This is a genomic window from Rhizobacter sp. P3_C12 (assembly GCF_056402735.1).
This window is the reverse complement of the sequence record NZ_JBFUGW010000062.1, coordinates 1-26,866: the sequence shown is the minus strand read 5'-3', so window position 1 is coordinate 26,866 and position 26,866 is coordinate 1. Positions and strand designations below refer to the sequence as shown.

Annotated in this window: 27 protein-coding genes; 9 read left to right on the top strand and 18 right to left on the bottom strand. The window is 69.5% G+C overall.

Going from position 1 to position 26,866, the window contains the following annotated elements; all coding sequences use genetic code 11:
- Positions 1-379, bottom strand: a 379-nt coding sequence (locus AC1DXV_RS12585; protein ID WP_477933819.1) for an SWIM zinc finger family protein, incomplete at its 3' end; no start/stop codon positions are given.
- Between the two features lie 57 nt (positions 380-436).
- Here AC1DXV_RS12585 and AC1DXV_RS12580 point away from each other — a divergent pair.
- On the top strand, positions 437-1,540 hold the full coding sequence (locus AC1DXV_RS12580; protein WP_477933817.1) for a lipocalin-like domain-containing protein: 1,104 nt from the start codon (positions 437-439) through the stop codon (positions 1,538-1,540).
- Here the strand turns inward: AC1DXV_RS12580 and AC1DXV_RS12575 are convergent.
- Both AC1DXV_RS12575 and pmbA read right to left on the bottom strand, forming a co-directional pair.
- Entirely contained in the window at positions 1,537-2,619 is a 1,083-nt protein-coding gene (locus tag AC1DXV_RS12575; RefSeq protein ID WP_047509240.1) for a TRAP transporter substrate-binding protein, read from the bottom strand. The genes AC1DXV_RS12580 and AC1DXV_RS12575 overlap by 4 nt on opposite strands.
- A gap of 131 nt (positions 2,620-2,750) precedes the next feature.
- On the bottom strand, positions 2,751-4,139 hold the full coding sequence (gene pmbA, locus AC1DXV_RS12570) for a metalloprotease PmbA (RefSeq protein WP_477933815.1): 1,389 nt from the start codon (positions 4,137-4,139) through the stop codon (positions 2,751-2,753).
- 112 nt (positions 4,140-4,251) lie between these two features.
- On the opposite strand from pmbA, the gene yjgA reads away from it, so the two are divergent.
- Positions 4,252-4,794 carry a ribosome biogenesis factor YjgA gene (gene yjgA / locus AC1DXV_RS12565; RefSeq protein ID WP_477870722.1) on the top strand — a complete coding sequence of 181 codons (543 nt, stop codon included), beginning with the start codon at positions 4,252-4,254 and terminating at the stop codon, positions 4,792-4,794.
- Positions 4,784-5,392, top strand: a complete 609-nt coding sequence (mog, locus tag AC1DXV_RS12560; protein ID WP_477870724.1) for a molybdopterin adenylyltransferase — start codon at positions 4,784-4,786, stop codon at positions 5,390-5,392. Before yjgA ends, mog begins: the two co-directional genes overlap by 11 nt.
- Here the strand turns inward: mog and cysE are convergent.
- Together cysE and AC1DXV_RS12550 are read right to left on the bottom strand one after the other, a co-directional pair.
- The gene (cysE, locus tag AC1DXV_RS12555) at positions 5,385-6,149 is read right to left on the bottom strand and encodes a serine O-acetyltransferase (protein ID WP_477870726.1); all 765 of its coding nucleotides are present in this window, start codon (positions 6,147-6,149) and stop codon (positions 5,385-5,387) included. The two genes, mog and cysE, sit on opposite strands and share 8 nt — an antisense overlap.
- A gap of 80 nt (positions 6,150-6,229) precedes the next feature.
- Positions 6,230-6,949, bottom strand: coding sequence for an RNA methyltransferase (locus AC1DXV_RS12550; RefSeq protein WP_477870728.1), 720 nt, complete (start codon positions 6,947-6,949; stop codon positions 6,230-6,232).
- A gap of 117 nt (positions 6,950-7,066) precedes the next feature.
- Between AC1DXV_RS12550 and AC1DXV_RS12545 the strand changes: the two genes are divergently transcribed.
- The gene (locus tag AC1DXV_RS12545; protein WP_477870730.1) at positions 7,067-8,038 is read left to right on the top strand and encodes an inositol monophosphatase family protein; all 972 of its coding nucleotides are present in this window, start codon (positions 7,067-7,069) and stop codon (positions 8,036-8,038) included.
- A gap of 7 nt (positions 8,039-8,045) precedes the next feature.
- Here the strand turns inward: AC1DXV_RS12545 and AC1DXV_RS12540 are convergent, their stop codons facing one another.
- From AC1DXV_RS12540 to AC1DXV_RS12515, 6 genes are all read right to left on the bottom strand, one after another.
- A complete protein-coding gene (locus tag AC1DXV_RS12540; RefSeq protein WP_477933813.1) occupies positions 8,046-9,197 on the bottom strand; it encodes a Gfo/Idh/MocA family protein in 1,152 nt (383 codons plus the stop codon).
- Between the two features lie 13 nt (positions 9,198-9,210).
- The gene (locus AC1DXV_RS12535; RefSeq protein WP_477870962.1) at positions 9,211-10,209 is read right to left on the bottom strand and encodes a sugar phosphate isomerase/epimerase family protein; all 999 of its coding nucleotides are present in this window, start codon (positions 10,207-10,209) and stop codon (positions 9,211-9,213) included.
- Between the two features lie 24 nt (positions 10,210-10,233).
- On the bottom strand, positions 10,234-11,184 hold the full coding sequence (locus AC1DXV_RS12530; RefSeq protein ID WP_477870964.1) for a substrate-binding domain-containing protein: 951 nt from the start codon (positions 11,182-11,184) through the stop codon (positions 10,234-10,236).
- A 77-nt stretch (positions 11,185-11,261) separates the two neighbouring features.
- A complete protein-coding gene (locus tag AC1DXV_RS12525) occupies positions 11,262-12,335 on the bottom strand; it encodes an ABC transporter permease (protein WP_477933811.1) in 1,074 nt (357 codons plus the stop codon).
- The gene (locus tag AC1DXV_RS12520) at positions 12,316-13,803 is read right to left on the bottom strand and encodes a sugar ABC transporter ATP-binding protein (RefSeq protein WP_477933809.1); all 1,488 of its coding nucleotides are present in this window, start codon (positions 13,801-13,803) and stop codon (positions 12,316-12,318) included. Before AC1DXV_RS12520 ends, AC1DXV_RS12525 begins: the two co-directional genes overlap by 20 nt.
- Positions 13,800-14,981: an ROK family protein gene (locus tag AC1DXV_RS12515; RefSeq protein ID WP_477933821.1), complete on the bottom strand. Its 1,182-nt coding sequence runs from the start codon at positions 14,979-14,981 to the stop codon at positions 13,800-13,802. Before AC1DXV_RS12515 ends, AC1DXV_RS12520 begins: the two co-directional genes overlap by 4 nt.
- A gap of 258 nt (positions 14,982-15,239) precedes the next feature.
- Between AC1DXV_RS12515 and AC1DXV_RS12510 the strand changes: the two genes are divergently transcribed.
- The gene (locus tag AC1DXV_RS12510) at positions 15,240-16,334 is read left to right on the top strand and encodes an AAA family ATPase (RefSeq protein ID WP_477933807.1); all 1,095 of its coding nucleotides are present in this window, start codon (positions 15,240-15,242) and stop codon (positions 16,332-16,334) included.
- Complete coding sequence (locus tag AC1DXV_RS12505; protein ID WP_477933805.1) at positions 16,331-16,996, top strand: DUF4276 family protein; 666 nt, start codon at positions 16,331-16,333, stop codon at positions 16,994-16,996. The genes AC1DXV_RS12510 and AC1DXV_RS12505 overlap by 4 nt, the downstream gene beginning before the upstream one ends.
- Before the next feature lie 15 nt (positions 16,997-17,011).
- Here the strand turns inward: AC1DXV_RS12505 and AC1DXV_RS12500 are convergent, their stop codons facing one another.
- Entirely contained in the window at positions 17,012-19,159 is a 2,148-nt protein-coding gene (locus AC1DXV_RS12500; protein WP_477933803.1) for an ATP-binding protein, read from the bottom strand.
- Positions 19,160-19,346: 187 nt separating this feature from the next.
- Between AC1DXV_RS12500 and AC1DXV_RS12495 the strand changes: the two genes are divergently transcribed.
- A complete protein-coding gene (locus AC1DXV_RS12495) occupies positions 19,347-20,588 on the top strand; it encodes an HD-GYP domain-containing protein (RefSeq protein WP_477933801.1) in 1,242 nt (413 codons plus the stop codon).
- Positions 20,589-20,753: 165 nt separating this feature from the next.
- Here the strand turns inward: AC1DXV_RS12495 and AC1DXV_RS12490 are convergent, their stop codons facing one another.
- Both AC1DXV_RS12490 and AC1DXV_RS12485 read right to left on the bottom strand, forming a co-directional pair.
- Positions 20,754-21,044, bottom strand: coding sequence for a nucleotidyltransferase family protein (locus AC1DXV_RS12490; RefSeq protein WP_477868762.1), 291 nt, complete (start codon positions 21,042-21,044; stop codon positions 20,754-20,756).
- Positions 21,045-21,093: 49 nt separating this feature from the next.
- Entirely contained in the window at positions 21,094-22,032 is a 939-nt protein-coding gene (locus AC1DXV_RS12485; RefSeq protein WP_477868764.1) for a CE1 family esterase, read from the bottom strand.
- Positions 22,033-22,138: 106 nt separating this feature from the next.
- On the opposite strand from AC1DXV_RS12485, the gene AC1DXV_RS12480 reads away from it, so the two are divergent.
- The gene (locus tag AC1DXV_RS12480) at positions 22,139-22,651 is read left to right on the top strand and encodes a DUF3455 domain-containing protein (protein ID WP_477933799.1); all 513 of its coding nucleotides are present in this window, start codon (positions 22,139-22,141) and stop codon (positions 22,649-22,651) included.
- Here AC1DXV_RS12480 and AC1DXV_RS12475 read toward each other — a convergent pair.
- The 4 genes from AC1DXV_RS12475 to AC1DXV_RS12460 all read right to left on the bottom strand — a co-directional run bounded on the left by AC1DXV_RS12475 (position 22,630) and on the right by AC1DXV_RS12460 (position 26,342).
- Positions 22,630-24,015 carry a sensor histidine kinase gene (locus AC1DXV_RS12475; protein WP_477872394.1) on the bottom strand — a complete coding sequence of 462 codons (1,386 nt, stop codon included), beginning with the start codon at positions 24,013-24,015 and terminating at the stop codon, positions 22,630-22,632. The two genes, AC1DXV_RS12480 and AC1DXV_RS12475, sit on opposite strands and share 22 nt — an antisense overlap.
- Positions 23,987-24,670 carry a response regulator transcription factor gene (locus AC1DXV_RS12470; protein ID WP_477872392.1) on the bottom strand — a complete coding sequence of 228 codons (684 nt, stop codon included), beginning with the start codon at positions 24,668-24,670 and terminating at the stop codon, positions 23,987-23,989. Before AC1DXV_RS12470 ends, AC1DXV_RS12475 begins: the two co-directional genes overlap by 29 nt.
- A 17-nt stretch (positions 24,671-24,687) precedes the next feature.
- Entirely contained in the window at positions 24,688-25,434 is a 747-nt protein-coding gene (locus AC1DXV_RS12465) for a MipA/OmpV family protein (protein WP_477872390.1), read from the bottom strand.
- Positions 25,435-25,568: 134 nt separating this feature from the next.
- The gene (locus tag AC1DXV_RS12460; RefSeq protein ID WP_477874029.1) at positions 25,569-26,342 is read right to left on the bottom strand and encodes an IclR family transcriptional regulator domain-containing protein; all 774 of its coding nucleotides are present in this window, start codon (positions 26,340-26,342) and stop codon (positions 25,569-25,571) included.
- A 131-nt stretch (positions 26,343-26,473) separates the two neighbouring features.
- On the opposite strand from AC1DXV_RS12460, the gene AC1DXV_RS12455 reads away from it, so the two are divergent.
- On the top strand, positions 26,474-26,866 hold a 393-nt coding region (locus AC1DXV_RS12455; protein ID WP_477933797.1), incomplete at its 3' end, for a shikimate dehydrogenase family protein.

Sequence of the window (26,866 nt, the reverse complement as noted above, 5' to 3'; positions counted from 1 at the left end):
TGGGCGCCGCTGCGGCGCGCGCGACCGGGGCGCTGACGGGGTCGAGCCGGCGCGGCGGCGCGAGCTCGGGGTTCTTGCGGCGGCGCAGCTCCAGCGCCTCGAAGGCCATCAGCGCCGCCGCCACGTGCTTGCAGTTCAGCCCGACCGGGCACGAGCAGACGCCGCGCACCTGCAGCCCGAGCCGCCGGTCGATCGGCAGCTCGATGCGCTGCTCGTAGACGTGGGCGCCGCTGCCGCGCATGCGCGTGAGCAGCGCGAGGCCGTCGATCTGCATCGCCAGCAGCGCCTGCTCGGGCTGGAGTGCCATCGCCCGCGTCAGCGTCACGCGGTCGAACTGCTGGCCGAAATCGAACTCGGGGGGAATGGAAAATTCGGTCATGGGCTGCGGGCCATTGTCGTTCAGCCGGCGGGTGCATCCATGCGATGCTCGCGCCCCATGCAAAGACGCCTTTTCATCGCCGCGGCGGCCTGCGGGGCTGCGCCGGCCACGGTTTCGTCTGCAGTGTCGTCACCGGAATCGCCGCTCGCCACGGTGCATCCCCGACCCCTCGTTTTCCCGGCCGATTTCGGCGCCCATCCCGCGACGCGCACCGAGTGGTGGTACGTCACCGGCTGGCTGCAGGCACAGGCCGATGCGCAGCCGCTCGGTTTCCAGGTCACGTTATTCCGCTCGGCCACTGGGCTGGCCGCGTCGCCGAGCCGCTTCGGCGCACAGCAGCTGGTGTTCGCGCACGCGGTGCTCGGCGACGTGGCCGGCCAGCGGCAGCGGCACGACCAGCGCATCGCACGCGCCGGCTTCGGCATCGCCGACAGCGCCGAGGGCGACACCCGCGTGCTGCTGCGCGACTGGTTCCTGCGCCGCGAGGGCAGCGCCGGCGCGAGCCGCTACACCACCCGCGTCGCGAGCGACACCGGCGGCTTCGCGTTCGAGCTGTCGTTCGAGGCCACGCAGCCGGTGCTGCTGCAGGGCGAGGCGGGCTGGTCGCGCAAGGGGCCGAAGCCGCACGAGGCGAGCCAGTACTACAGCCAGCCGCAGCTGCGCGCCGTCGGCACGCTGACGCTGGACGGCCGCGCACGCGCGGTGCAGGGCCGCGCCTGGTTCGACCATGAATGGAGCGACCACGCACTGCCCGATGAAGCGGTCGGCTGGGACTGGATCGGCATGAACCTGGACGACGGCAGCGCGCTGATGGCGGTGCGGCAGCGGCGCGCCGACGGCACGCCGTACTACGCCGGCGGCAGCTTCCGCGCGCCGGGCGGTGCGGTGCGCAACTTCGGGCCCGACGAAGTGCGCTTCGTGCCGGGCCGCCGCTGGAGCAGCCCGCTGTCGCACGCGAGCTACCCGGTCGAATGGGTGGTCGAGACGCCGGCGGGCCGCCATCGGGTTCGCGCGCTGTTCGATGCACAGGAACTCGACAGCCGCGCCAGCACCGGCGGCTTCTACTGGGAGGGGCTCAGCGAGCTGGTGGACGCGTCCGGCCGCAGGGTCGGACTCGGCTACCTCGAGATGACCGGCTATGCCGGCCGGCTGCGCATTTAAAGCTTCTGCGCCTGCATGAAGTCGTCGAACGCGGCTTCGGCGAAGCGGAACCACAGCACCTGGTCGGCGCGGAACTTGGTGTAGTCCTCGTAGACCTTCTTCCAAGCCGGGTTCTTGCCCGACAGCTCGCTGTAGTAGTCCATCGACACCTTGAAGCAGGCTTCCATCACGTCCTTCGGGAAGCGGTGCAGCTTGGTGCCGGCACCGACCAGCTGCTTCAGCGCGCCCGGGTTGCGGGCGTCGTACTTGGCCTGCATGTCGACGTGCGCGTGCGACGACGCGGCTTCGACGATGGCCTTGTACTCCGGCGTCAGCGCGTCATAGGCCTTGGTGTTGATGAACAGGTCGACCTGCGGGCCGCCTTCCCACCAACCGGGGTAGTAGTAGTGCGGCGCGACCTTGTTGAAGCCGAGCTTCTGGTCGTCGTACGGGCCGACCCATTCGGCGGCGTCGATCGTGCCCTTCTCGAGCGCGGGGTAGATGTCGCCGCCCGGCAGGTTCTGCGGCACGGCGCCCAGGCGTTCGATGATGCGGCCGGCAAAGCCGCCGATGCGGAACTTCAGGCCCTTCATGTCGGCGACGGCGTTGATTTCCTTGCGGAACCAGCCTCCCATCTGCGCGCCGGTGTTGCCACCGGGGAAGTTGATGATGTTGTAGTTGCGGTAGAAATCGCGCATCAGCTTCAGGCCGTTGCCTTCCAGCATCCAGGCCGTCATCTGGCGCGAGTTCAACCCGAACGGGATCGAGGCGCCGATCGCGAAGGTCTCGTCCTTGCCGAAGAAGTAGTACGGCACGGTGTGCGCCATCTCGACGGTGCCGTTCTGCACGCCGTCGACCACGCCGAAGGCCGGCATGATCTCGCCGGCCGCGTGCACCGAGATCTGGAACTTGCCGCCGGTCATCTCGCCKACCTTCTTCGCGAAGACCTCGCCGCCGCCGTAGATGGTGTCGAGCGATTTCGGGAAGCTGGAGGCCAGGCGCCAGCGCAGCGCCTGCTGCGCGTGCACCACGGCCGGCGCCATGCCGGCGGCCAGCACGCCGGCGAGGCCGGTTTGACGGATGAAGGAACGGCGTTCCATGCGGTGTCTCCTTTTGAATGCGGTGATGCGGGTGTACCGCGGGGAATTCTAGAAGTCGCGTCGCGCCCGGCGCTGCGGTGTTTCCCCGTCAGCGAAACTACGCACGGGGGCTACGCAAGAAGCTCGCGGTCTTACAGGCCGGCGATCTTCATCTCGGGGATCAACACCGAGCCGATGGTCTTGGTGCCCATCGTGTAGGCGTCGGCGCCGACCGCGACGATGTTCTTCAGCATCTGCTTCAGGTTGCCGGCGATCGTGATCTCGTGCACCGGGTAGGCGATGCGGCCGTTCTCGACCCAGAAGCCGGCGGCGCCGCGCGAGTAGTCGCCGGTCACGTAGTTGACGCCCTGCCCCATCAGTTCGATCACGAACAGCCCGCGGCCGAGCTTGCGCAGCATCTCGTCGAGGTTGTCGCCGGGCTTCGTCAGCCGGCTCGTGAAGCTCAGGTTCTGCGAGCCGCCGGCGTGGCCGGTGGTCTTCATGCCGAGCTTGCGCGCCGAGTAGCTCGACAGGAAATAGCCCTGCACGACGCCGCCGGTGACGACATCGCGCACCCGCGTGACGACGCCTTCGTCGTCGAACGGCGCGCTGCCCTTGCCGCCGCGCACGTGCGGGTTCTCGCGGATGTCGATGTGCGGTGCGAGCACTTCCTTGCCGAGGCTGTCGAGCAGGAAGCTGGAGTTGCGGTACAGCGCGCCGCCGCTGGTGGCCTGCACGTAGCCGCCGAGCAGCCCGGTGGCGAGCGTCGACTCGAACAGCACCGGCACCACGCAGGTCTTGATCTTGCGCGACTTCAACCGCGACAGCGCGCGCTCGGCGGCGTAGCGGCCGATGGCTTCGGGGCTCGCCAGGTCGCCGGGGGCGCGCATCGAGCTGTACCAGGCGTCGCGCTGCATGTCGTCGCCGCCGCGGCCGGGCAGCGACGCGATCGGCGCCACCGACACCGAATGCCGCGAACTGGCATAGCCGCCGCGGAAGCCGCGGCTGTTGCCGGCGAAGAAGTGCGACTGCTGCGCCGACACGCCGGCGCCCTCGCTGTTGGTGATGCGGCGGTCGGTGGTGAGCGCGGCGGCCTCGCAGCGCTGCGCGATCTCGGCGGCGCCGGCGGCGTCGATGTCCCACGGGTGGAACAGGTCGAGGTCGCGGGTGGCGGCTGCGCCGAGCGCCAGGTCGGCGTCATCCGGCAGGCCGGCGGCCGGGTCTTCGGCGGTGAAGCGGGCGATGTCGTAGGCGGCCTTGACCGTCTGCTCCAGCGCGACCGGCGAGAAATCGGAGGTACTCGCGTTGCCGCGGCGCTGGCCGAGGTAGACGGTGACGCCGATCGACTTGTCGCGATTGCGCTCGACGTTCTCGATCTCGCCCTTGCGCACCGACACCGACAGGCCTGCGCCCTCGGAGACCTCGACCCCCATGTCGCTCGCGCCGAGCGACTTGCCGAGCGACAGCGCGTCTTCGACCAGTTGCTCGAAGCGCTCGCGCGAATACGCGAAACCGTGGATGGGGAGGGAGGACTGGGTCATGGAGGCAGCAGGCGCACGAGGCAGCCAAGAGGAAGCGAGGGCTATCATACCGACGCCCTTGCCCGTGCAGCCCTCGTTTCCCCTCATGGCCCCTCGAACTCCCAAGAATCACGTGCCCGACCCTGTCGCCTCCGAAGAGGGCGACGACGACTTCGACGGCCCCAGCAAGACGCAGCTGAAGAAGGAGATGCACGAATTGCAGACGCTGGGCGAGGCCTTCGCGGCGCTGCCCGAGAGCCGCATCGTCGGCCTGCCGATCTCCGAGACGCTGATCGGCGCGGTGATGGAATACCGCCGCACCCGCTCGCACGAGGGGCGGCGGCGCCAGATGCAATACATCGGCAAGCTGATGCGGCGCGACGATGTCGGGCCGATCCGCGAGGCGGTCACCGCGATGCAGCTCGGCCAGGCCAAGGATTCGCTGGCGCTGCACGAAGCCGAACGCTGGCGCGCCGAGCTGATCGCGAGCGACGACGCGCTGACCACCTGGATGCAGAAGCACCCGGGCGGCGACGTGCAGCAATTGCGCAGCCTGATCCGCGCGGCGCGCAAGGATGCCGCGATGGCACCCGAGCAGCGCAGCGGGCGGGCCTACCGCGAGCTGTTCCAGTTCATCAAGGCGCTGACGCTGGCGGACGACCACGATGGCGAATGAGACCTCCGCCGCGCCGCTCGACACGGTGCGCATCGGCCTGGTGTCGATCAGCGACCGGGCCTCGAGCGGCGCCTATGAGGACAAGGGCCTGCCCGCGCTGCAGGCCTGGCTGGGCCGCGCGCTGCGCAACCCGGTCGAGTGGGAGACGCGGCTGGTCCCCGACGAGCAGGCGCGGATCAGCGCGGCCCTGGTGGAGCTGGTGGACGCCCGCGGGTGCCACCTGGTGCTGACCACCGGCGGCACCGGCCCGTCGCCGCGCGACGTGACGCCGGAAGCGACGCTGGCGGTGGCCGACCGCGAGATGCCCGGCTTCGGCGAGCAGATGCGCCAGATCAGCCTGCGCTTCGTGCCCACCGCGATCCTGTCGCGGCAGGTCGCGGTGCTGCGCGGCAAGGCGCTGATCATCAACCTGCCGGGCCAGCCGAAGTCGATCGCCGAGACGCTGGAGGGCCTGCCGAACGCACAGCCGCCGGCACCGGGGATCTTCGCGGCGGTGCCGTACTGCATCGACCTGATCGGCGGGCCGTACCTCGAGACGGACGAGAGCGTGTGCCGCTCGTTCCGCCCGAAGTCGGCGCAGCGGCCACCGGCTACTTGACCAGCCGGTTCATCCGCTCCGCGTCGAAGTGCTCGGCCTTCTGCGCATCGGCCGGCACGCAGTCGTCCTTCGCCGGTGACAGCTTCTCGATCGCCGCCCACAGCAGCGCGATCTGGTGCTCGTGGCCGGCGGCGTTGTCGATCAGGCCCTTCATCGCCTGCGACACCGGGTCGTCGCCCTGCGTGACGCCGTAGGCCGAGAAACCCTTCTTGTCGCCCGGTTCGGCCTGCGACGGATCGTCCTTCGCGAGGATGATGCGCGCCGGGTTGCCGACCGCGGTCGCACCGGCCGGCACCGGCTTCGTGACGACCGCGTTCGATCCGACACGCGCGCCCTCGCCGACCGTGAACCCGCCGAGCAAGCAGGCATTCGCGCCGATGATCACGCCGCGCCCGAGCGTCGGGTGCCGCTTGGCGCCCTTCACCAGCGAGGTGCCGCCGAGCGTCACGCCCTGGTAGATCGTGCATTCGTCGCCGATCTCGGCCATCTCGCCGATCACGACGCCCATGCCGTGGTCGATGAAGACGCGCCGGCCGATCGTCGCGCCGGGGTGGATCTCGATGCCGGAGAAGAAGCGCGCGACGTGCGAGATGAAGCGCGCCGGCCAGTGCCAGCCGTGCGTCCAGCAGGCGTGCGACCAGCGGTGCATCAGCAGCGCGTGCAGGCCCGGGTAACAGGTGAGGACCTCCCAGGTGCTGCGCGCGGCGGGGTCGCGCTCGAGGATGCAGGCGATGTCTTCTCGGAGGCGGTCGAACATGGGGGGTGGGGTGAGACCGGGGCAGGTCAGTTTATCTGGCAGCTTGAAAGTCCATGGCCGTCAGGGGCAAGCGGCGGCCTTCACGGGCGCCGCTGGATGGCGCGTGCGATGCCGCGCAGGATGTGCACCTCTTCCGCGCTGAGCGCCGCCCGGTTCAGCAGCTGGTTCAGCCGCGGCATCAGCTTCTTCGGTGCGGCCGGGTCGAGGAAGCCGATGTCGGCGAGCGCCTGCTGCCAGTGCGCGAGCAGGCCCTGCACCTGGGCGCCGTCGGCGAGCGTCGCATCCGGCACGCGCGGCACCACGTCGAAGCCGCCGAGCGCCTGGCGCCAGTCGTAGGCCAGCAGTTGCACCGCCTGCGCGAGGTTCAGCGAGCCGTACTCGGGATGGGTCGGGATGCTGATGCAGGCATGGCAGCGGTAGACGTCGTCGTTGGCCATGCCGAAGCGCTCGGAGCCGAACACGAAGGCGACGCGGTGCTCGCTGCCGGCCAGTTCGGCGAACAGCGGCCGCGGCGCGTGCGTCGCCGGGCCGAAATCGCGCGGCGTCATCGCGGTGGCGCAGGCGTAGCTGATGCCGTCGAGCGCCTCGGCGAGGCTGCCCACCACGCGGGCGCGCACCAGGATGTCGGCGGCGCCGCTGGCCATCGCGACGGTGTCCTCGTGCACCAGCGCATCGGCAAAGCGCGGCGCCACCAGCACCAGGTCGCTGAAGCCCATCGTCTTCATCGCGCGCGCGGTGGCGCCGATGTTGCCGTAGTGGCTGGTGTTGAGCAGGATGAAACGGGTGCTGTCGGTGGACATCGGTGGCTCGGGGATTTCCCCAGGGACGAACGGCTAAAATCCGCGATTATCCGCAGCACCCCGCGTGCTGACCGCTCTTTCTCACCTCCGTCTGCCTCTCACCCTTCAGGGCGCCTCATGTCGCAAGCACTGCATCCCATGCTCAACGTGGCCATCAAGGCCGCACGCGCCGCCGGCGCGATCATCAACCGGGCGTCGCTCGACCTCGACCTGCTGAAGGTGAACACCAAGTCGCCCAACGACTTCGTGACCGAGGTGGACCAGCTGGCCGAGCAGGCCATCATCGAGACGCTGCTGACGGCCTACCCCGGCCACGGCATCCTGGCCGAGGAATCCGGCCGCGCGCACGGCGCGAAGAACAGCGAATACGTCTGGATCATCGATCCGCTGGACGGCACCACCAACTTCATCCACGGCTTCCCGGTCTATGCGGTGTCGATCGCGCTCGCCTACCGCGACCAGATCCAGCAGGCCGTGGTGTACGACCCGACGCGCAACGACCTGTTCTATGCCTCGAAGGGCCGCGGCGCGTTCCTGAACGACAAGCGGCTGCGCGTGTCCAAGCGCACGCGCATGCAGGATTCGCTGATCGGCACCGGCTTCCCGTTCCGCAAGGGCGACAACTTCAAGCGCTACGTGAAGATGTTCGAGGAAGTGATGCAGAACTGCGCCGGCCTGCGCCGCCCGGGCGCCGCGGCGCTCGACCTGTGCTACGTGGCCGCCGGCTTCTACGACGGCTTCTTCGAGACCGGCCTGAACCCCTGGGACATCGCCGCCGGCTCGCTGATGATCACCGAGGCGGGCGGACTGATCGGCAACTTCACCGGCGAATCCGACTTCATGTACCAGCGCGAGGTGGTCGCCGGCAACCCGAAGATCTACGGGCAGATGGTCGGGATCCTGGCGCCGTACACGCGGGTGATCAAGGCGGATGACACCGCCGCGGCGGCGGTGGCGGTGGCGTTGGCGGCAGACGGAGTGCCCGAGCATGCGCTGACACCCGAATCGGCGCTGGCTGCGACGGCGAAGCCGGCCGAGCCGGAGAAGAAGAAGGCCGTGCGGATTCGCAAGGCCGATCTGAAGGGCTGATCGGCAGTCAATCCCAGCCGGTCCACTTGGCGGTGGACCGGCTCGACTCCACCGTCTTCTCCATGAACTTGACGCCCCGCGCCCCGTCTTCGAGCGTCGGGAAGTCCCCTTCCAGCGCCCCGAGCGAGCGCCCCTCCTCCTTCGCGAGGATCGCCTCGGCGACGCCCAGGTAGAGGTTCGCGAACGCCTCGATGAACGCCTCCGGGTGCCCGGTCGGCAGCCGCGAGGCCTTCTTCGCCGCGTCGCCCAGCCACGGCGAGCCGCGCGTCAGCAGGCGCTTCGGCCCGTCGAGCGAGGCATGCACCAGCAGGTTCGGATCCTCCTGGTGCCAGGTCAGCGAGCCCTGGGTGCCGAACACCCGCAGCCGCAGGTCGTTCTCGCCGCCAATCTCGATCTGCGACGCGATCATCACGCCGCGCGCGCCGCCCCGGTAGCGCAGCAGCAGGTTGCCGTCGTCGTCGAGCCGGCGGCCCGGCACGAAGGCGGTGAGATCCGCGCACAGCGCCTCGATCTCCAGCCCGCAGACGCTCGCCACCAGGTTCTCGGCATGCGTTCCGATGTCGCCGATCGCACCGACGATGCCGCTCCTCGCCGGGTCGACGCGCCAGTCGGCCTGCTTGTGGTCGCCGGCCTCCAGCTGCGTCGCGAGCCAGCCCTGGTTGTATTCGACGATCACCTTGCGGATCTGGCCGAGCTCTCCGCTGCGCACCATCTCGCGCGCCTGCCGCACCATCGGGTAGCCGGTGTAGTTGTGCGTGACGCCGAACACCGTGCCGCTGCGCTCGCGCGCCGCGAGCAGCGCCTGCGCCTGCTCGCTGGTGTGCACCAGCGGCTTGTCGCACACCACGTGGATGCCGGCCTCGGTGAAGGCCTTCGCCACCTCGAAGTGCACGTGATTCGGCGTCACGATGCTGACGAAATCGATGCGCTCGCCGCGCGGGCGTTTCAGCTCGTCGTCGAGCAGCGCCTGCCAGCTGCCGTGGTTGCGCGCGTCGGCCAGGCCGAGATCGCGTCCCGAGGACCGCGCCTTCTCGGCATCGGCCGACAGCGCGCCCGCCACCAGCTCGATCTGCCCATCCAGCGCCATCGCCTTGCGGTGCACCGCACCGATGAACGCACCCCGGCCGCCACCGACCATCGCATATCGCAGCTTGCGCATCAGCAGCCCCTTCTCACTTCTCGAACGACGCGTCGAACGCCCGCGCCGACGGCTTGAAATCGAGCCGGCGCGAGAACGCCGCGCTCTCGGTCGCGCCATGCACGCGGTCCATGCGGCTGTCTTCCCACTCGACGCTCAGCGGCCCCTGGTAGCGGATGTCGTTGAGCGCGACGATGATTCCCTCGAAGTCGATCATCCCGCGCCCGACGCTGCGGAAATCCCAGAAGCGCCGCGCGTCGCCGAAGCTGGTGTGCCCGCCGAACACGCCGACCGAGCCGTCGCCCTTGCCCCACCACACGTCCTTCATGTGCACGTTGTGGATGCGCGGGCCGAAGGTGCGCAGGAACTTGACGTAGTCGACGCCCTGGTAGCCCAGGTGGCTCGGGTCGAAGTTGAAGCCGAAGCGCTGGTGGCCTTTGACCGCCTCGATCGCGCGCTGGCTGCTCGCGATGTCGAACGCGATCTCGGTCGGGTGCACCTCGAGCGCGAAGTTCACGTCGACCTCCTCGAACATGTCGAGGATCGGCGTCCAGCGCGTTGCGAAGTCCTCGAAGCCCTTGTTCCAGAACGCCTGGTTCGTCGGTGGGAAGGCATACAGCGCATGCCAGATCGACGAGCCGGTGAAGCCGGTCACCGTCTTCGCGCCGAACTTCGCGGCGGCGCGCGCGGTGTCCTGCATCTCCTTCGCGGCGCGCCGGCGCACGCCCTCGGGCTCGCCGTCGCCCCAGACATGGGCCGGCAGGATCGATTTGTGCCGCTCGTCGATCAGGTCGCACACCGCCTGGCCGGTCAGGTGATTGCCGATCGCGAAGCACTGCAGGCCGTGCTGCTCCAGCAGCCGGCGCTTGTCGGCCACGTAGCGTTCCGACTGCAGCGCCTCCTGCACATTGAAATGGTCGCCCCAGCAGGCGAGCTCCAGCCCGTCGTAGCCCATCGATTTCGCGAGGGGCGCCAGTTCGGCGAGCGACAGGTCGGCCCACTGGCCGGTGAACAGGGTGACGGGTCTGGGCATGGTCAGCTCCTCAGATCAGGTGGTTCAGAACGGTGAGTCCGGCACGTAGTACTTGGCCGCGTTGTCCTTGGTGATCAGCACCGACGGGATGATCGTGGTCGCCGGCATCGCGGTGCCCTTCACCCGCGCCTCGGCGGTCATCTTCATCGCGTCGGCGATCATGCTGGGCGAGTAGGTCACGTCGGCGGTGACGATCTTGTCGCCGTCCATCACCTTCTTGATGTAGTCCTTCGAGCCGGCGCCGCCGATCACCAGCTTCACGTCGCTGCGCTTGGCCTGCTCGATCGCCTTCTGCACGCCCACCGCCATGTCGTCGTCCGAGGCCCACACGGCATCGATCTGCTTGAAGCGCGTCAGGTAGTCCTGCATCACCTTGAAGGCATCGTCGCGGTTCCAGTTGCCGTGCTTGGCATCCAGCACCTTGATGCCCGGGTTCGCCTTCATCACCGCGTTGAAGGCATCGACGCGCTGGTTGTCGATCACCGTCGGGATGCCGCGCAGGATCACCACGTTGCCCTTGCCACCCATCGCCTTGGCCATGTACTCGCCGGCCACCTTGCCGAAGCCGGGGTTGTCGCCGGCCACGTAGGCGTTCTGCGCGCTGGTGTCGGTCAGGCCGCGGTCGACCACGGTCACGTACACGCCCTTGGCCTTGACCTGCGCGACCGGCTGCGTCAGCGGCGCGGATTCGAACGGCAGGATCACCAGCGTGTTGATCTTGTTGACCGTCTGCAGGTCCTGCACCTGGTTGGCCTGCTCCGAGGCCGAGCCTGCGGTCTTCACGATCACCTGCAGGCCGGGATGCGCCTTCTCGAGCTCGGCCTTGGTGCGGTTGGCCCAATAGACGACGCCACCGGCCCAGCCGTGCGTGGCGGCCGGGATGGACACGCCCATCACGACCTTGTCCTGGGCGAAGGCGGTGGCGCCTGCGGCAAGTGCCGCCAGCGTCACGAGGATGCGGGGAATGAACTTCATGGAACTCGTCTCCTGTTGTGTGTCGATCGGGACTCGATCGGGGTCTCTGCGGAACATGACCGTTGCCGGCCGGGGAACTAACGCCGCCCCCTCTGGAGGAAGGCGACGATGATGATCACGATGCCCTGCACGGCGGCGTTCAGGTACACGCTGATGATGCTGGTGAGGTTCAGGATGTTGCTGATCACCGAGAGCAGGATCGCGCCGACCACGGTGCCGGTGATGCGGCCCTCGCCGCCCTTCAGCGCGGTGCCGCCGACGATCACCGCGGCGATCGCCTCCAGCTCCCACAGCAGCCCGGTGGTCGGCGAGGCCGAGCCGAGGCGCGGCACGTACAGCACGGTGGCCACGCCGACGCACACGCCCAGCAGCATGTAGGTCAGCACCTTGATGCGGTCGACGTTGACGGCCGCATAGCGCGCGACCTGCTCGTTCGAGCCGATCGCCTGCACGTAGCGGCCGTAACCGGTGCGGTTCAGGATCAGCGCGCCCAGCAGCGCGACCGCGGCGAACACCCAGATCGGGAACGGCACGCCCAGCAGGCTGCCGTAGTAGACCGGGCTGTAGGCGTCGGAGAGCTTGCCGTCGAGCGTGATCGCGCCGCCGTTGGCCAAGTAGGTGAGGTAGGCGCGGAAGATCCCGAGCGTGCCCAGCGTGACGATGAACGGCTCGATGCGGCCCTTCGTGACGAGCAGCCCATGCGCGAGGCCGAAGACCGCGCCGAGCACCAAGGCGAACACGATGCCGATCGCCACCGTCAGCAGCGGCGAGCCGACCTGCGCGGCGATGCCGTTCATCAGCAGGATCATGCTGCCGGCGATCAGCGCCGCCATCGAGCCGACCGACAGGTCGATGCCGCCGCTGATGATCACGAAGCACATGCCCACCGCGATGATGCCGATGAAGGCGGTGCGGGTCAGCACGTTCATCGCGTTGTCCCAGGTCGCGAAATCGCCGTTCAGCAGCGTGCCGGCGATGCACAGCAGCACGAGGCCGAGCCACGGGCCTGCTGCCTGCAAGCGCAGACGCCAAGCGGCCGTGACAGGTGAGGCCGGGCCGAGCGCCGGGCCGCCCCAAGCCGGCCCGGATCCCCCCGGGGGATCGGTCGGCGTACCCGCCGGCCGAGGGGTCCTAATGTGTTCCTGTGGCATGAGCGATGAGTTCCTCTTCGGTCAGGTGGTCGGCCGACAGCGTGGCCTGCAGCCGGCCCGCGCGCATCACGGCGACGCGGTGGCACAGGCCGATCAGCTCGATCAGCTCGGATGAAATGACGACGACGCCGCGGCCCTGCTCGGCCAGGCGCTGGATCAGGAAATAGATGTCGCGCTTGGCACCGACGTCGACGCCACGCGTCGGCTCGTCGAGCACCACCACGCGCGGTTGCGGCTGCAGCACCTTCGCGATCGCGAGCTTCTGCTGGTTGCCGCCCGACAGCGACGACGCGCGGCTGCCGAGGTCGCGCGTGCGGATGCCGAAATCCGCCACCGCCTGCTGCAGCGCGCGCTGCTCCGACGCCAGGTCGAGCAGCGGGTGCGTGTGGCGCGCCAGGTCCATCAGCGTCAGGTTGTCGCGCAGCGAGAGCCGCACGTGCAGGCCCTTGCCCTTGCGGTCTTCGCTGAGGTAGGTGAGCCCGTGCTGCGCCGCCTCGCGCGGGCTGCGCATCTGGATCTCGTTTCCATTCAGTTCGATGCGCCCGGCGCTACGCGGCCGCAAGCCCAGCAGGCCTTCGAACATCTCGGTGCGGCCGGCGCCGACCAGCCCGGCGAAGCCGAGGATCTCGCCCGGGCGCACCTCGAAGCTCACGTCGTGCGCCCAGCCGGGCACGCTGAGGCCGTCGACCTTCAGCAGCGGCGCCGGCGTGCCGGCCACCGGCAGCTTCACCGGGAACATGTCCGACAGCTCGCGGCCGACCATCAGGTTGGCCATCTGCTGGCGCGAGAGCCCGGCGGTCGGCGCGCGCGTCACGAAGCGGCCGTCGCGCATCACGACGATCTCGTCGGTGATGCGCTCCACCTCGTCGAGCTTGTGCGAGATGTAGACGATGGTCACGCCGTCGGCCTTCAGCTGCGCGATCAGCGCGAACAGCCGCTGCGTCTCGCCGGGCGTGAGCGTCGCGGTCGGCTCGTCCATGATCAGCAGCCGCGCCTTGCGCGACAGCGCCTTCGCGATCTCGACCAACTGCTTCTCGGCGACGATCAGCTCGCGCACCCGGGTGTCGGGGTCGGCATCCAGGCCGACCTGCTGCAGCACGCGGCGCGCTTCGTCGCGCATCGCCGCGTCGTCGAGCAGCCAGCCGCGTCGGCGCTCATGGCCGAGGAAGATGTTCTGCGCGATGCTCAGGTCCTCGGCCAGGTTGAACTCCTGGTGGATCAGCACGATGCCGCAGCGCTCGGCATCGCGCGAGTTCGTGAAGCGCTGCGGCGCGCCGTCGACGCGCAGTTCGCCATCGCTCAAGGCCTCGTAGCCGGAGAGGATCTTCATCAGCGTCGACTTGCCGGCACCGTTCTCGCCGAGCAGGCCGACCACGCGGCCGGGTTCGAGCTCGAAACTGACGCCGTGCAGCACGCGCACCGGGCCGAAGTCCTTGGTCACATCGGCGAACGACACTTGAAGGCTCATGTCACGGCCTCCGGAACGCTGCCGCGTGCGCGCATCGTCTCCTGCAGCGCCAGCACGCCGGCGCCGATCACGCCGGTGCGCTCGCCGAGCGGCGCGTACTGGATGTCGAGGTGCCGCGTCGACAGCGCCAGCGAGCGGTGGTACACGCTCTGCCGGATCGACGCCAGCAGCAGCGGCCCGATGCCGGTGATGCCGCCGCCGATGAACACATGCGACGGGTTGAAGAAGTTGACGATCGACGCCAGCATCTGCCCGATGCGCGTGCCGGCCTTCTGCACGATGCCGTGCGCGGCGGCGTCGCCGGCGCGGCTCGCCTGGCCCACGTCGATCGGCGAGATGCTGCCCTGCGCCTTCAGCACCTGGGCCAGCAACGCGCTCTGGCCCGACTGCGCCGCCTCGACCGCCATGCGCGAGATCGCCGGCCCGGCCGCCATCGCCTCGACGCAACCCAGGTTGCCGCAGTGGCAGCGCGGGCCGTCGGGGTCGACGCAGATGTGGCCGACGTCGCCGGCCGAGCCGTCGGCACCGCGGTAGACCTCGCCGTGGCAGACGATGCCGCAGCCGATGCCGGTGCCGATCTTGACCACCAGGAAATTGGGCAGCCGCCGGTGCAGCCGCCACAGCTCGCCGAGCGCCATCACGTTGACGTCGTTGTCGATGAAGACCGGCGCCGCATAGTCCTCGCCCAGCACGTCGCGGATCGACAGCCCTTCCCAGCCCGGCATCAGCGGCGGGTTGACCAGCAGCCCGCTGCCGAAGGCGACCGGCCCCGGCACCCCCATGCCGATGCCGATCACCTCCTTGCGGGTCGCGCCGCAGCGCTGCAGCAGCTCGCGCAGCAGCTCGCGGATGCGCGACAGCAGCACCGCCGGGCTGGCGCGCACGTYGGCCGGCTCGGCATGGTGGGCCAGCACGCCCATGTCGGGCGAGAGGATCGCCACGTCGAGGCTGGTCGCGCCGAGGTCGATGCACGCGAGCACGCCGACCGCGCGGCTCATGCGCAGCGCCTCCGGCCGGCGCCCGCCGGACGAGGCCTGCAGGCCGATCTCTTCCAGCAGGCCGCGCTCCACCAGGCCGGCGACCGCTGCGTTGGCCTTGCTCTTCGAGAAGGTGGATGCGGCGGCCAGCGCGCTGCGCGAGCTGCTGGCCGACCAGAACACGGTCTCCAGCACGGCCAGTTCACCCGGCGACAGATCGTCCCAGCGGATCACCTTGCTTGTCTCCTTGCGGCCGTGGTCGGCCTGCCTGTGGTCGTCTTCGGGCCGGAACGTCCGGGCCGAGCGCCTTGGAGCGGATGCTAAGAACAGCACTTCGGCGCCGCAAGTGCGATCTTTGACCAAATTCAGGTCAAATGCATGGCGACCCCAGAGGCATATCCGGTCCGGCATGCCGGCCTGTACCATCCTGCGGACCACCTCGCGCTCACCCGCTGCACCATGCGCCAGCTCGAAAAACTGTCGATCGAGAACTACAAGTCCATCCGCCAGCAGACGCTCGAGCTGGGGAAACTCAATGTCTTCATCGGCGGCAATGGTTCGGGGAAGTCGAACCTGATCTCGGTGTTCAGGTTCCTGCGGGAAATCGTGACCGAGAACCTGCAGGGCCACGTGGGTGTCAAGGGGGGTGCTGATGCGCTGCTCCACCTGGGCCAGAAGCATTCGCGCTCGATGTCCTTTGCGCTGGCGTTCTCGCAAGGCCGGATCGAGAGCACTTACCGGGTTTCACTCGTGCCAACGGCTGATGACAGCCTGCTGGTCGATGAGGAGACCGCATCGCTCCGGGATGCTGCGGTAAAGCCCTACCAGGTGTCCCAGGTTGAGGCCGCCGCGCCCGCCAAAGAGTCCACGCTGGCTCGACAGGCCCACGTGGCCGCGCAGAAGGCCATGCTCGACCTGAAGAGCTACCGCGTCTACCACTTCCACGACACGAGCGACAGCGCCGCGGTGAAGTTGACGGGAGACGTCGACGACAACCGCTTCCTGCGGCCCCAGGCGGAGAATCTCGCTTCTTACCTCTTCTGGATGCGCGGCAAGCACCCGGACCACTACCGCAACCTCGTCGACATCGTCCGGCAGGTCGCGCCCTTTTTCGACGACTTCCAGCTGCAGCCGTCGCGCTTGAATGAATCGAAGATCCGGCTCGAATGGCGCGAGCGGGGCAGCGACGCCTACATGAACGCACACGCCCTCTCCGACGGCACGCTGCGATTCATCTGTCTGGTGACGCTGCTGACCCAGCCCGAGTTGCCGGGACTCGTCCTGCTTGATGAGCCGGAATTGGGCCTTCACCCCGCAGCCATCACGCTGCTGGCCGACCTCATTTCCTCGGCATCGGAGCGAACCCAGGTGATCGCGGCCACTCAGTCGGTATCGCTCGTGAACCGACTGAAGCCTGAAGACCTGTGGACCGTCGATCGCCAGGAGGGGCCGACACAGTTCCGCCACCTGAGCAGCAGCGACATGTCGCAATGGCTCGATCACTACGCGCTGGGCGAGCTCTGGGAAATGAACGTGCTGGGCGCCAGGCCGTGAAACGGGTGCTCATCGTCGTCGAAGGACAGACGGAAGAGCGTTTCGTCAAGACCGTCCTGCAGCCTGCACTGGAGCCGATCGGATTGGCAATCACACCAACCATCGTGGCGACGAAGCGTGTGAAGGACGGCGGCACGTTCAAGGGCGGCATCCACAGCTACGGCCAGTTCCGTGAGCACCTGCGGCGGGTCCTTGTCGGCAGTGGTGGCGCCCTGGTGACCAGCATGATCGACTACTACGCGTTGCCAACGGATTTCCCCGGGATGTCGGACCGCCCCGCCCATGGCACGCCGAGGCAGYGTGTCCAGCACGTCGAGCGCGCCTTGCAGGTCGACGTCGGGCAGCCCAATTTCCTTCCCTTCATTGCGCTTCACGAATTTGAAGCGTGGCTGTTCTCCGATCCGCAGACCGTTCCCTCGGTGTTGGCGCAACCACGGCAATCGGCGGCCTTTGCTTCCATCGCCAATGCCCACGCGCCGGAAGACATCAACGAGAAGCCGGAGACGGCACCATCCAGGCGGCTGCTCGATCTGTTTCCGGGCTATCGGAAGGCCCTGCACGGACCGCCAGCTGCGCAGCGCATCGGCCTGCCGACCATCCGCGCGCGGTGCCCCCACTTCGACCACTGGCTGAGCCGGGTCGAGGCCCACGCAGCCGCTTGACCCGTTGCAGCGCCGTCAGGTCGCCAGCACCCGCCGCACCAGCCGCAGCAGTTCCTCCATCGTGTTCTGCTTGCGCATCAGGCTGCGGACGCCCGCATCGGCGGCCTGGGCCTGCAGTTCCTCGGTGATGTAGCCCGAGCTGATCACCACCGGCAGGTCGGCGCGGATGTCGCGCAGCGCCAGCGCCACGTCGAGGCCGGAGTAGCCCGGCATGTTGAAGTCGGTGATCACGAGGTCGAAGGCCAGCGGCCGCACGGCGACCGCCGCGACCGCCTCGTGCCCATCGCGGAACGCAGTGACCCGGTAGCCAGCCTGCAGCAGCAGCCGCTCCACCATCAGCACGATCACCTCGTCGTCGTCGACGTAGGCCACGTGCTGGCCGGCGCCTTGCAGCGCCCCGGGCGCGGTGACCGGCAGCGCTTCCTCGACCGGCTCCGCTTCGGCGGCCGGCAGGTAGAGGTGCATCGTCGTGCCGAGCCCGGGCGCGCTGTCGACGCGGATCGCGCCGTGGTGCGCCGCGACGATGCCGTGCACCACCGACAGCCCGAGCCCGGTGCCCTGCCCGGTCGGCTTGGTCGTGAAGAACGGCTCGAAGATGCGCGCCTGCGTGGCCGCGTCCATCCCGACGCCCTGGTCCTGCACCCACAGGTGGGCATGGTGCCCGGCGGCCAGTGGCGGCGTGGTGCCCATGGCGCGCTCGTCGCCCGGCACCACCTCGTACGCCGCCAGCCCGACCTCGATGCGCCCCGGCCGCCCCTGCAGCGCATGCCAGGCGTTGGTGCACAGGTTCATCAGCACCTGCTGCACCTGGGTGCCGTCGGCGTTGACGTGCAGCGCCGGCGCTGCCAGGCGGCACTCCAGCGACACCGCCGCCGGCAGCGTGGAACGCAGCAGCCGCACCGATTCCTCCACCAGCGGCTGCAGCGGCTGGTTGACCAGCGCCTGCGGCTGGCGGCGGCCGAACGCGAGGATCTGCTGCACCAGGTCGCGGGCGCGCACGCTGGCCTTGTGGATCTGCTCCAGGCTCGCGAGCGCCGGGTGGCCGGCACCGATGTCCTCGCGCGCCAACGCGACGTTGCCGAGGATCGCCGCGAGGATGTTGTTGAAGTCATGCGCGATGCCGCCGGCCAGCGTGCCGATCGACTCGATGCGCTGCGATTCGCGCAGCTGTGCCTCGAGCGAGCGGCGCTCGCGGTCGCTGCGCCACAGCCGGCGCACCATCACGATGATCAGCAGGTGCAGCAGCAGCCAGGCCAGCGCGGTGAACAGCGCCAGGCGCCGCCAGCTGGCGAGCACGTCGTCGTGGCTGAGCGCTACCGTCAGGAAGAACGGGTAGCCCTTCACGACCACCGTGCCCGAGATGCGCCGCACGCCGTCGGTGAAGGCGACGTACTCGTTCACCGCCTCCGGCTGCCCGGCCTTGACCGCGCGCAGGATCGGCTGGTCGGGCGGCATCGGCTTGTTGACCTCGGCATCGATCTGCGGCCAGCGCAGCACCAGATTCCCGGCCTCGGTGCGGCGCAGGAACACCGTGCCGTTGCGGCCGATGTCGAGCTTGCGGAACTGCTGCTGGAAGTAGGTGAGGTCAAGCGGCGCCAGCGCGGCACCGACGAACCGGCCTTGCGCATCGAGCACCGGGCGCGTCATCACGATGGTCGGGCGCTGGCTGACGCGGCCGGTCACCACATCGGTGAACAGCAGGCCGGCCTGCGCGTCGCGCTGGTAGGCCTTGAAGAACGAGCGATCGGCATAGTTCGCCATCGGCGTGGTGGACGACGAGGTCACGTAGCGCTGGTCGCCGCGGGCATCGATGATGCGCAGCGCGATCAGCTCGTCGAAATCGCGCAGCATCGCGTCGAGTTCGCCGTTGACCTGCCGGGCGTGGGCGAGTTCGCCCTGCGGTGCGAGCGCCGCGGGCGGCACCGTCTGCGTCAGCGCGCGCAGCACGGCATCGGTGCGGCGGAAGGTGCCGTCCATGCGCACCTCCAGCGTGCGCGCGTAGTTCAGCGCGGTGGTCTGGGCGGACTGGATGGCATCCTGCCGCGCCACCCACAGCAGCCAGCCGATCAGCAGCGAGGCGGCCAGCGTTGCACCGACCAGCAGGGCCGCGAACTTGCGACGCGGCGGATGCAGTGCGGCGGTCGCCGGCGGGAGTGTGGCCATGGGATGGGCTTTTAGCCCGGCGCGGCGGGCGGCGCAATCGGGGGCGCCGAGCGTGCACCCCGGCGTGAAATCATTGCGCAAGCGTCTCAATGCGCAGCCCGAGGTGCCGATATCCTGCACAGGTGGACAGCTCGTCAGGGGAGGCGTGGCGCCACCGTGAACCAGTGCACAAGTCCGGAAGTCGAGCGTGATCAAGAAAATAGCCGTCAGCGAGTTGCGCCTGGGCATGCATGTCCACGAGTTCTGCGGCTCGTGGATGGATCACCCGTTCTGGCGCTCGAAATTCACGCTGAAGAGCGACGCCGACTTCGAACGCATCCAGTCCGGCGGCGTGACCGAACTCTGGATCGACACCGGCAAGGGCCTGGATATCGAAGGGCCCGCGGCCACGGTACGGGCCATCACGCAGGAATCGGTGGCCGACGAGGTCGAGCGCGAGCTGGAGTTCGTCGCGTCGATGCCGATGGAGTTCGATGCGCTCGACAGCGGCGATGCCGCGATGGCCAAGGCCGCCGCGCTGTACCGCCGCTCGGTGCCGAAGATCGCGTCGATGTTCGGCGAGGCGCGGCTGGGCCGCGCGATCGACGCCGGCCAGTGCGAGGAGCTGGTCGAGGAGATCTCCGAATCGGTGCTGCGCAACCCCGGCGCGCTGATCAGCGTCGCGCGGCTCAAGCGCGCCGATGAATACACCTACATGCACTCGGTGGCCGTCTGCGCGCTGATGGTGTCGCTCGGCCGCCAGCTCGGCCTGCAGGGCGAGCAGCTGAAGAAGGCCGGCCTGGCCGGCATGCTGCACGACCTGGGCAAGGCGGTGATGCCGCTCGAGGTGCTGAACAAGCCCGGCAAGCTCACCGATGCCGAGTTCGACATCATGAAAAGCCACCCCGAGCGCGGCCACGAGATGCTGCTCGAAGGTGGCAGCGCCGGCGCCGTGGTGCTCGACGTGTGCCTGCACCACCACGAGAAGGTCGATGGCAGCGGCTACCCGCACAAGCTGTCGGGCGAGCAGATCAGCCTGTTCGCGAAGATGGGCGCGGTGTGCGACGTGTACGACGCGATCACCTCGGTGCGGCCGTACAAGAGCGGCTGGGATCCGGGCGAGGCGCTGCGCCGCATGGCGCAGTGGAAGGGTCACTTCGAGCCGCGCGTGTTCCAGGCCTTCGTCAAGACGGTGGGCATCTACCCGATCGGCTCGCTGCTGCGGCTGCAGTCCGGCAAGCTCGCGGTAGTGACCGCGCAGAACGCGCAGAACCTGCTGGCACCGAAGGTCAAGGCCTTCTTCAGCACCAAGTCGAACATGCGCATCGAGCCGCTCGAGATGGACCTGGGCAGCGCCTGGTGCCAGGACAAGGTGCTGCGCTGCGAATCGCCGGACGAATGGAAGTTCAAGGATCTCGATATCCTCGCGGGCGTGCAACGCAATGGATGACCCACCCCCGAGGCGCTGACGCGCCTCCCCCTCAAGGGGGCGCCTCCAGTGGCCCGGCAAAGCCGGCTCCACGGAGGCTGCTGGATCGGGAACGACGCATCGAAGACAGCCCGCAGCTTGATGCCCGTACCGCCGCTCCGGCGTAGTCCGCCAAGCGCGGCTGATTCATACCAGAACAGCCTCCGCAAGCACCCTCGCTCGGAACCGTTGCGGCAGGTCCGCCGGCGTCAACAGATCAACGCGAACACCGAGCAACTCCTCGAGCTCTGCGTGCAGCCCCCCCAGATCGAAGAGTGTCGCCCCCGGCAGCGCATCCACCAGAAGATCGAGGTCACTCCCATCCTTGTCGGTGCCCAGCAGCACCGAGCCAAATACTCTCGGATTGGCCGCACGGAACCTGCCGACGGTTGCTCGAACAGCACCTCGCTGACGGTCCAGGGCAATCGATGGTCGCATTTTGCTGGGGCGTAAGTTGGCGGTGAGTGCTGCCGTTCTATCACACCGCTCACGGCCGGTTGAAGAACTCCCACATCAGCGCGTTCGCCGACACCGCCTGGCTCGGCGCCTCGCCGCGTGCCTTCTGCCCACCGGGCCACGAATGCCCGCCGGTCTCGGTGACGCACAGCTTCACCTGCGCCGCGCCGCTGCACGACACATGCACCTCGCAGCGAGCACCCGGCTTCTCCAGCACCGTCCGGGGCGCACCGGTGCAGGCATCGTGGCGCACCCACCGCGCCACCGTGTCGGGCACCGACGCGAACTCGCCGGTCGCCCCACGCAGCCGCGTGTTGCTGCTGAACCCGCCGTCGAACGGCACCATCGGGTCGTTGCGCGCATGGAGGTGCAGCACGCTGACCGGCCGCGCCGGCGTGCAGCGCCGCGTGTTGTCGGTGCCGGCCACCGCGGCGATCGCGCTGAACACATCGCCGGCCTCGCAGGCGAGCCGGTAGACCATCATCGCGCCGTTGGACATGCCGGTCGCGAACACCCGGTTCGGGCCGACCACCATCTGCTGCTGCAGGTTCGCGACCACCTGCCGGATGAAGCCGACATCGTCGACCTCGCGGTCGCGCGCCTGGCCGCAGCAGCTGCCGGCATTCCAGGTGGCGAGCGTGCCGCGGCGCAGGCGGCTGTAGCCGTTCGGGAACACCAGCACCGCGCCCTCGCGCTCCGAGAGGCTGATCAGCCCGTAGTTCGCATCATCGGCCTGGTAGTCCATGCTCCCGCCGCCGCCGTGCAACGCGACGACCAGCGTCTGCGGCCTCGCGGCATCGAAAGCCTTCGGCACGTGCACGCGGTACGTGCGGTCGAGCTCGCCGTGCCGCACCGTGTAGCGGTAGTCGCCGGGCGTGGCGATGCGGGCCCGCGGGTCGTCCTGCGCCTGGCACAGGCTGTTGCACAACAGCAGCCCCAGGGCTGCGGCGAAACCGGTCAGGCGGCGCATAGTTTCACCTTCGCTGCAAGATCCTGCGTCGAGCTTACGACCCTGGGCGCAGCGCGGATCGCAGGGTCTGCTACGTTCCATTTCAATTTCGTCACGGGAGATGCCCATGCTCAAGCTCACCACCTGCCTCGGCGCGCTCGCGCTCGCGGCCTGCGCCTCGCAACCGGCCGCCGTCGCGGTGCCGGCCAACCTGGTGCCGACCGGCGAACGGGCCGTCGAACGGCTCGGCGCGCGCGGCGTGCAGATCTACGAATGCCGCAACAAGGTCGGCGGCAGCGGCACCGAATGGGTGTTCGTCGCGCCCGAGGCCGATCTGTTCGACGTGCAGGGCGCGCCGGCCGGCAAGCACTATGCCGGCCCGCACTGGGAGCTCGCCGACGGCAGCCGCATCGTCGGCACCGCGAAGGCCCGCGCCGACGCCCCGCTGGCCGGCGCGATCCCGTGGCTGCTGCTGTCGACGCGCTCGGTGGGCGGACCGGGCCGGCTCGCGAAGATCACCAGCGTGCAGCGCGTCAACACCGCCGGCGGCGCGGCACCGGCCGCCGGCTGCGATGCCGCGAGCCTCGGCCGCACCGAACGCGTGCCCTACACCRCCGACTACATCCTGCTGGCGCCCTGAGCCTCGGCAAAGCTCAGGCTGAACTCGGCCCCGTCCTGCGCGTTCGCCGCGGCCAGCGTCCAGCCGTGCGCCCGCGCGATCTCGCGGCAGATCGACAGCCCGAGCCCCGCGCCCTGGTGGCCGCTGCCGCTGCCGCGCCAGAAGCGGTCGAACAGCCGCGGCAGCTCGGCCGCCGCGATGCCCGGGCCCTGGTCGCGCACGCGCAGCCCCTGCGCATCGACGGCCAGCGTCACCACCGCGCCCGGCGGTGAGTGCAGGATCGCGTTCTCCGCCAGGTTCTTCACCAGGATGAACAAGGCCCCCGCGTCGGCCTGCAGCCGCACCGGCGCGGCCGGCTGCTCCACCTGCAGCGCCACCGCATGCCGCCCGGCCAGCCGCTCCAGCTGGCCGGCCGCATCGGTCACGGTGCGCGTCACGTCGGTCGGCTCGAAAATGTAGTTCTGCGCCTCGCTGGCCTCGGCCAGGTGCAACAGCTGGTGCACCTGGCGGGCCATGAAATCCAGGTCCTTCAGCAGCAACTCGCGGCGCTCGCCGCCCTGCTCGTCCAGCTCGACCTCGGCGCGGATCAGCGCCAGCGGCGTCTTCAGCTCGTGCGCGGCCGCGGCCAGGAACTCCTGCTGCACGCGGTAGCCCGTCTCCAGCCGTGCCAGCGCCTGGTTGAAGGCCTCGATCAGCGGCGACAGCTCGCGCGGCAGCCGCGAGCCGTCCAGCCGCGCCTTCAGGTTGTGCGGCCCGATGCCCGCCGCCGCGGCCGACGCGGCCCGCACCGGCTCCAGCAGGCGGCGCAGCGTCAGCAGCACGACGCCGGTGAAGACGCACACCGCCAGCACCGCGGCGACGGCGCCGCCCTTCACGAAAATGCCGCCGCCGACCCGGCGCAGCACCGTCTCCAGCCGGTCGCTGCGCGCCACCTGGATCACGTAGTCCTCCCCGGCGTGCTGCAGCGGCCGGTTCAGCACGTGCAGCGTGTACTCGCCGGTGGGCACCGCGGTGACGGTCTCGCTGCCGGCCACCGGCTGCATCGCCAGCACCTGCGCGGCCGGGCCGTCCTCGCCGGACATCAGCACATGCCCCAACGCATCCAGGATGCGGTAGCTGAAATCCTTCGGCAGGCCGTCGACCATCGCCCGGTGCTTGTCGCTCAGCACCAGCTGCACCGGCCGCCCCTGCGCGTCGAAGCGCAGCCCTCGCTCGAGGTGCTTCGCGGTGTCCTCCAGTCCTTGGCGCGTCGCGTCGGCCGGCCCTTGCATCAGCAGCGCGGCCAGCACGACACCGGCCATCAGCATCACGACCACCAGGCCTCCGCTCGCGGCCAGCAGCAACTGCGCCGCGAGGCTAGACGGAATCCGCAGCGCGAAGCGCATAGCCGTGCCCCCTCACGTTGACGATCTCCAGCGTCGAGCCGATCGCCGGCAGCTTCTTGCGCAGCCGGTGCAGCGCCACGTCGAGCGCATTCGGCGTGACCGCCTCGTCGACGCCCCAGGCCGCGCGCTCCATCGCGCTGCGCCGCACCGTCTGCCCGGCGGCGCGCACCAGGCTCAGCATGATCTGCAACTCGGCCGGCGGCAAGGTCACCGATTCGCCGGCGCAGCTCATGCAACCGGCCTCGGGTTTCAGCTGCAGGTCGCCGAATTCCGGCGACAGGCTCTGCAGCTGGGCCGGCCGGCGCATCAGCGCCCGCACGCGGGCCACCAGCTCTTCCATCGCGAACGGCTTGGCCAGGTAGTCGTCGGCGCCCGCCTCCAGCCCCGTCACGCGGTCGTGCAGCGCGTCGCGGGCCGTCAGCATCAGGCAGGGCACACGGCGCCCGGCCGTCCGCAGGCGGCGCACCAGGTCGAGCCCGTCACCGTCGGGCAGGCCGCGGTCGACGATCACCGCGGCATAGTCGGCCTCGGCCAGCGCATGCCAGGCCGGCTCGATGCGCTGGAAGGCGTCCACCTCGATGCCCGCGCCCGACAACGCCTTGCCGACCAGCGCGGCCAGGCGGGTGTGGTCTTCGACCAGCACGACACGGTTCATCGAGGGCGGGGCTCCGTTCAGAAGCGGTAAAGGTAACCCAGGCGCACCGCCGGCAGCGTGCGGCGGTCGACCAGCGGGCTGTCCTTGATGCTCGAGCCGAGCGCGGTGGCGCTGACGTCGAGGAACGCGCCGTCGCGCATCGAGAAGCCGTAGAACGTGCGCAGGCCGACCTCGGCATTGGTGGTGGCGCGCCCTTCGTAGGCCGGGCGGAACGCGGTGGCCTCCTCCGGCCGCACGCCGTAGTAGTAGTCGACGTACTTCGCGTCGCGCCAGACGGCGGCGACGCGCGGCGTGAACATGAAGCGCCCGAAGCGGAAGTCGCGCTCCACCCCGAGGCGTGCTTCGGTGCCCTTGCTGTTCGACGACGCATCGCCCGCCAGTTCGGCCGACAGCTTGGCGTACTCGGTGCGCCACTGCACCGCACCGCCCAGCCAGAAGCTCGGCTTGCGCTCTGCCATGCCGGCGAGGATCGGCGCGTCGTCCGATTCGTAGCCGTCGCCCAGCGCATAGCGCGCGCGCAGCGCGAACGACACCGGCCCGGCGCTCGGCAGTTTCAGGTCGGCACCGAGGCCGAGCACGCGCACGTACTCGTTCTCGAAGCTGATCAGCGGCAGCACCCGCGTCTTGTTCTCGACGCCCGCATACGCTGGCCGCTGCCAGCCGACGCCGATGCCCAGGCCCCAGCCCGAGGGCGGCGGCGGGGGCTGGTCTTCTCCCGGCTGCGGCTGCGCGATGACCAGCGGGGCGGCAGCCAGGGCGAGCATGGAGAGGACGAGGGAACGGAGCAGAGTGGGTTTCAGCATGGTGAAGTGGATCCGATGGGGAAGCCGCGATGGTTCTGTCAGTCGACTTACGGGGGACTTACCCGCGGCGGCGCGATACATCATGTGACCAGAATTCACAGCAGCGGCCGCAGCGCCTGGGCCGCCTCGTGCAGCAGCGGCAGCAGCTGCGAGCGCATCTGCTCCGGCGTGTACGCGACCGACTGCAGCGTCATGCCGACGGCGCCCTTGCAGACGCCCTTGCGGTCGCGCAACGCGGTGGCGATGCCCGACAGGCCCAGGTCGCGCTGCTGCGCGGTGATCCAGTGGTCGAGCGCGCGCGCCGCGCGCACATGCTCGCGGAACACCTCGGCGGTGCTGACGGTGTGGGCGGTGAACGCATGGAAATCGTGCGCGGCGAGCCAGGCATCGAGCTCCGCATCGGCCAGCGCCGACACCATCACGATGCCCGGCGTCGCGACGTGCGCCGGCGCCCGCGCACCGACGTGGTAGCCGATCGACACGACGCGCGGCGCGTTGCTGCGCGCCACGTACACCACCTCGTGCCCGTCCAGCACGCTGACGTTGACCGTCTCGCCGCATTGCATCGACACCCGCTGGATGAACGGCTGCACCAGCCGCGGCAGCCGGGCCGCGCCGATGTAGCTCTGGCCCAGCCGCAGCACGCGGGGGGCGAGCCAGAAGCGCTTGCCGTCGGTGCCGGCATAGCCGAAGTGCACCAGGCTCAGCAGGTAGCGGCGTGCCGCGGTGCGGGTGAGGCCGGTCAGCTGCGCCGCCTCGCTGGGCGTGAGGCGCGAATGGTCGTCATCGAAGGCCTCGATCACGCGCAGGCCCTTGCCCAGGCCTTCGATGAGGTCCTTCCGGTCGATCTGGAACGGGATGTCGTCCATGCGCTGGTGGGGATCGATGACCCGCGTAGTTACCCGAAAAAAGCGCGATAGTCGCGCAGGTCGCGCGATCATCGCTCAATTCCGGGTCGCCACGCTTGTGGCCCGCCCGGGCGCTGCCTACGCTCGCGCCGATGAACATTTCCGGCAGCACGCGCGTTTTCCTGATCCTCGGCGACCCGGTGGCGCAGGTGCGGGCGCCGGAGGTGTTCAACCACCTGTTCGCCCGCCACGGGGCCGATGCGGTGCTGGTGCCGGCACAGGTGGCGCCGGCCGACATGGCGGCCTTTGCGCGGCAGGCGCTGAAGGCCCGCAACATCGACGGGCTGTGGCTCGCGATCCCGCACAAGACGGCGATGGTCGAGCTGCTGGACCGCTGCGACCGGCTCGGCCGCAGTGCCGGCGCGGTGAATGCGGCGCGGCGCAACGGCGACGGCACGCTGGAGGGGGCGCTGTTCGACGGCGTCGGCTTCACGAAGGCGCTGGCGCATTTCGGCGTGCCGGTGGCCGGCCGGGCGGCGCTGGTG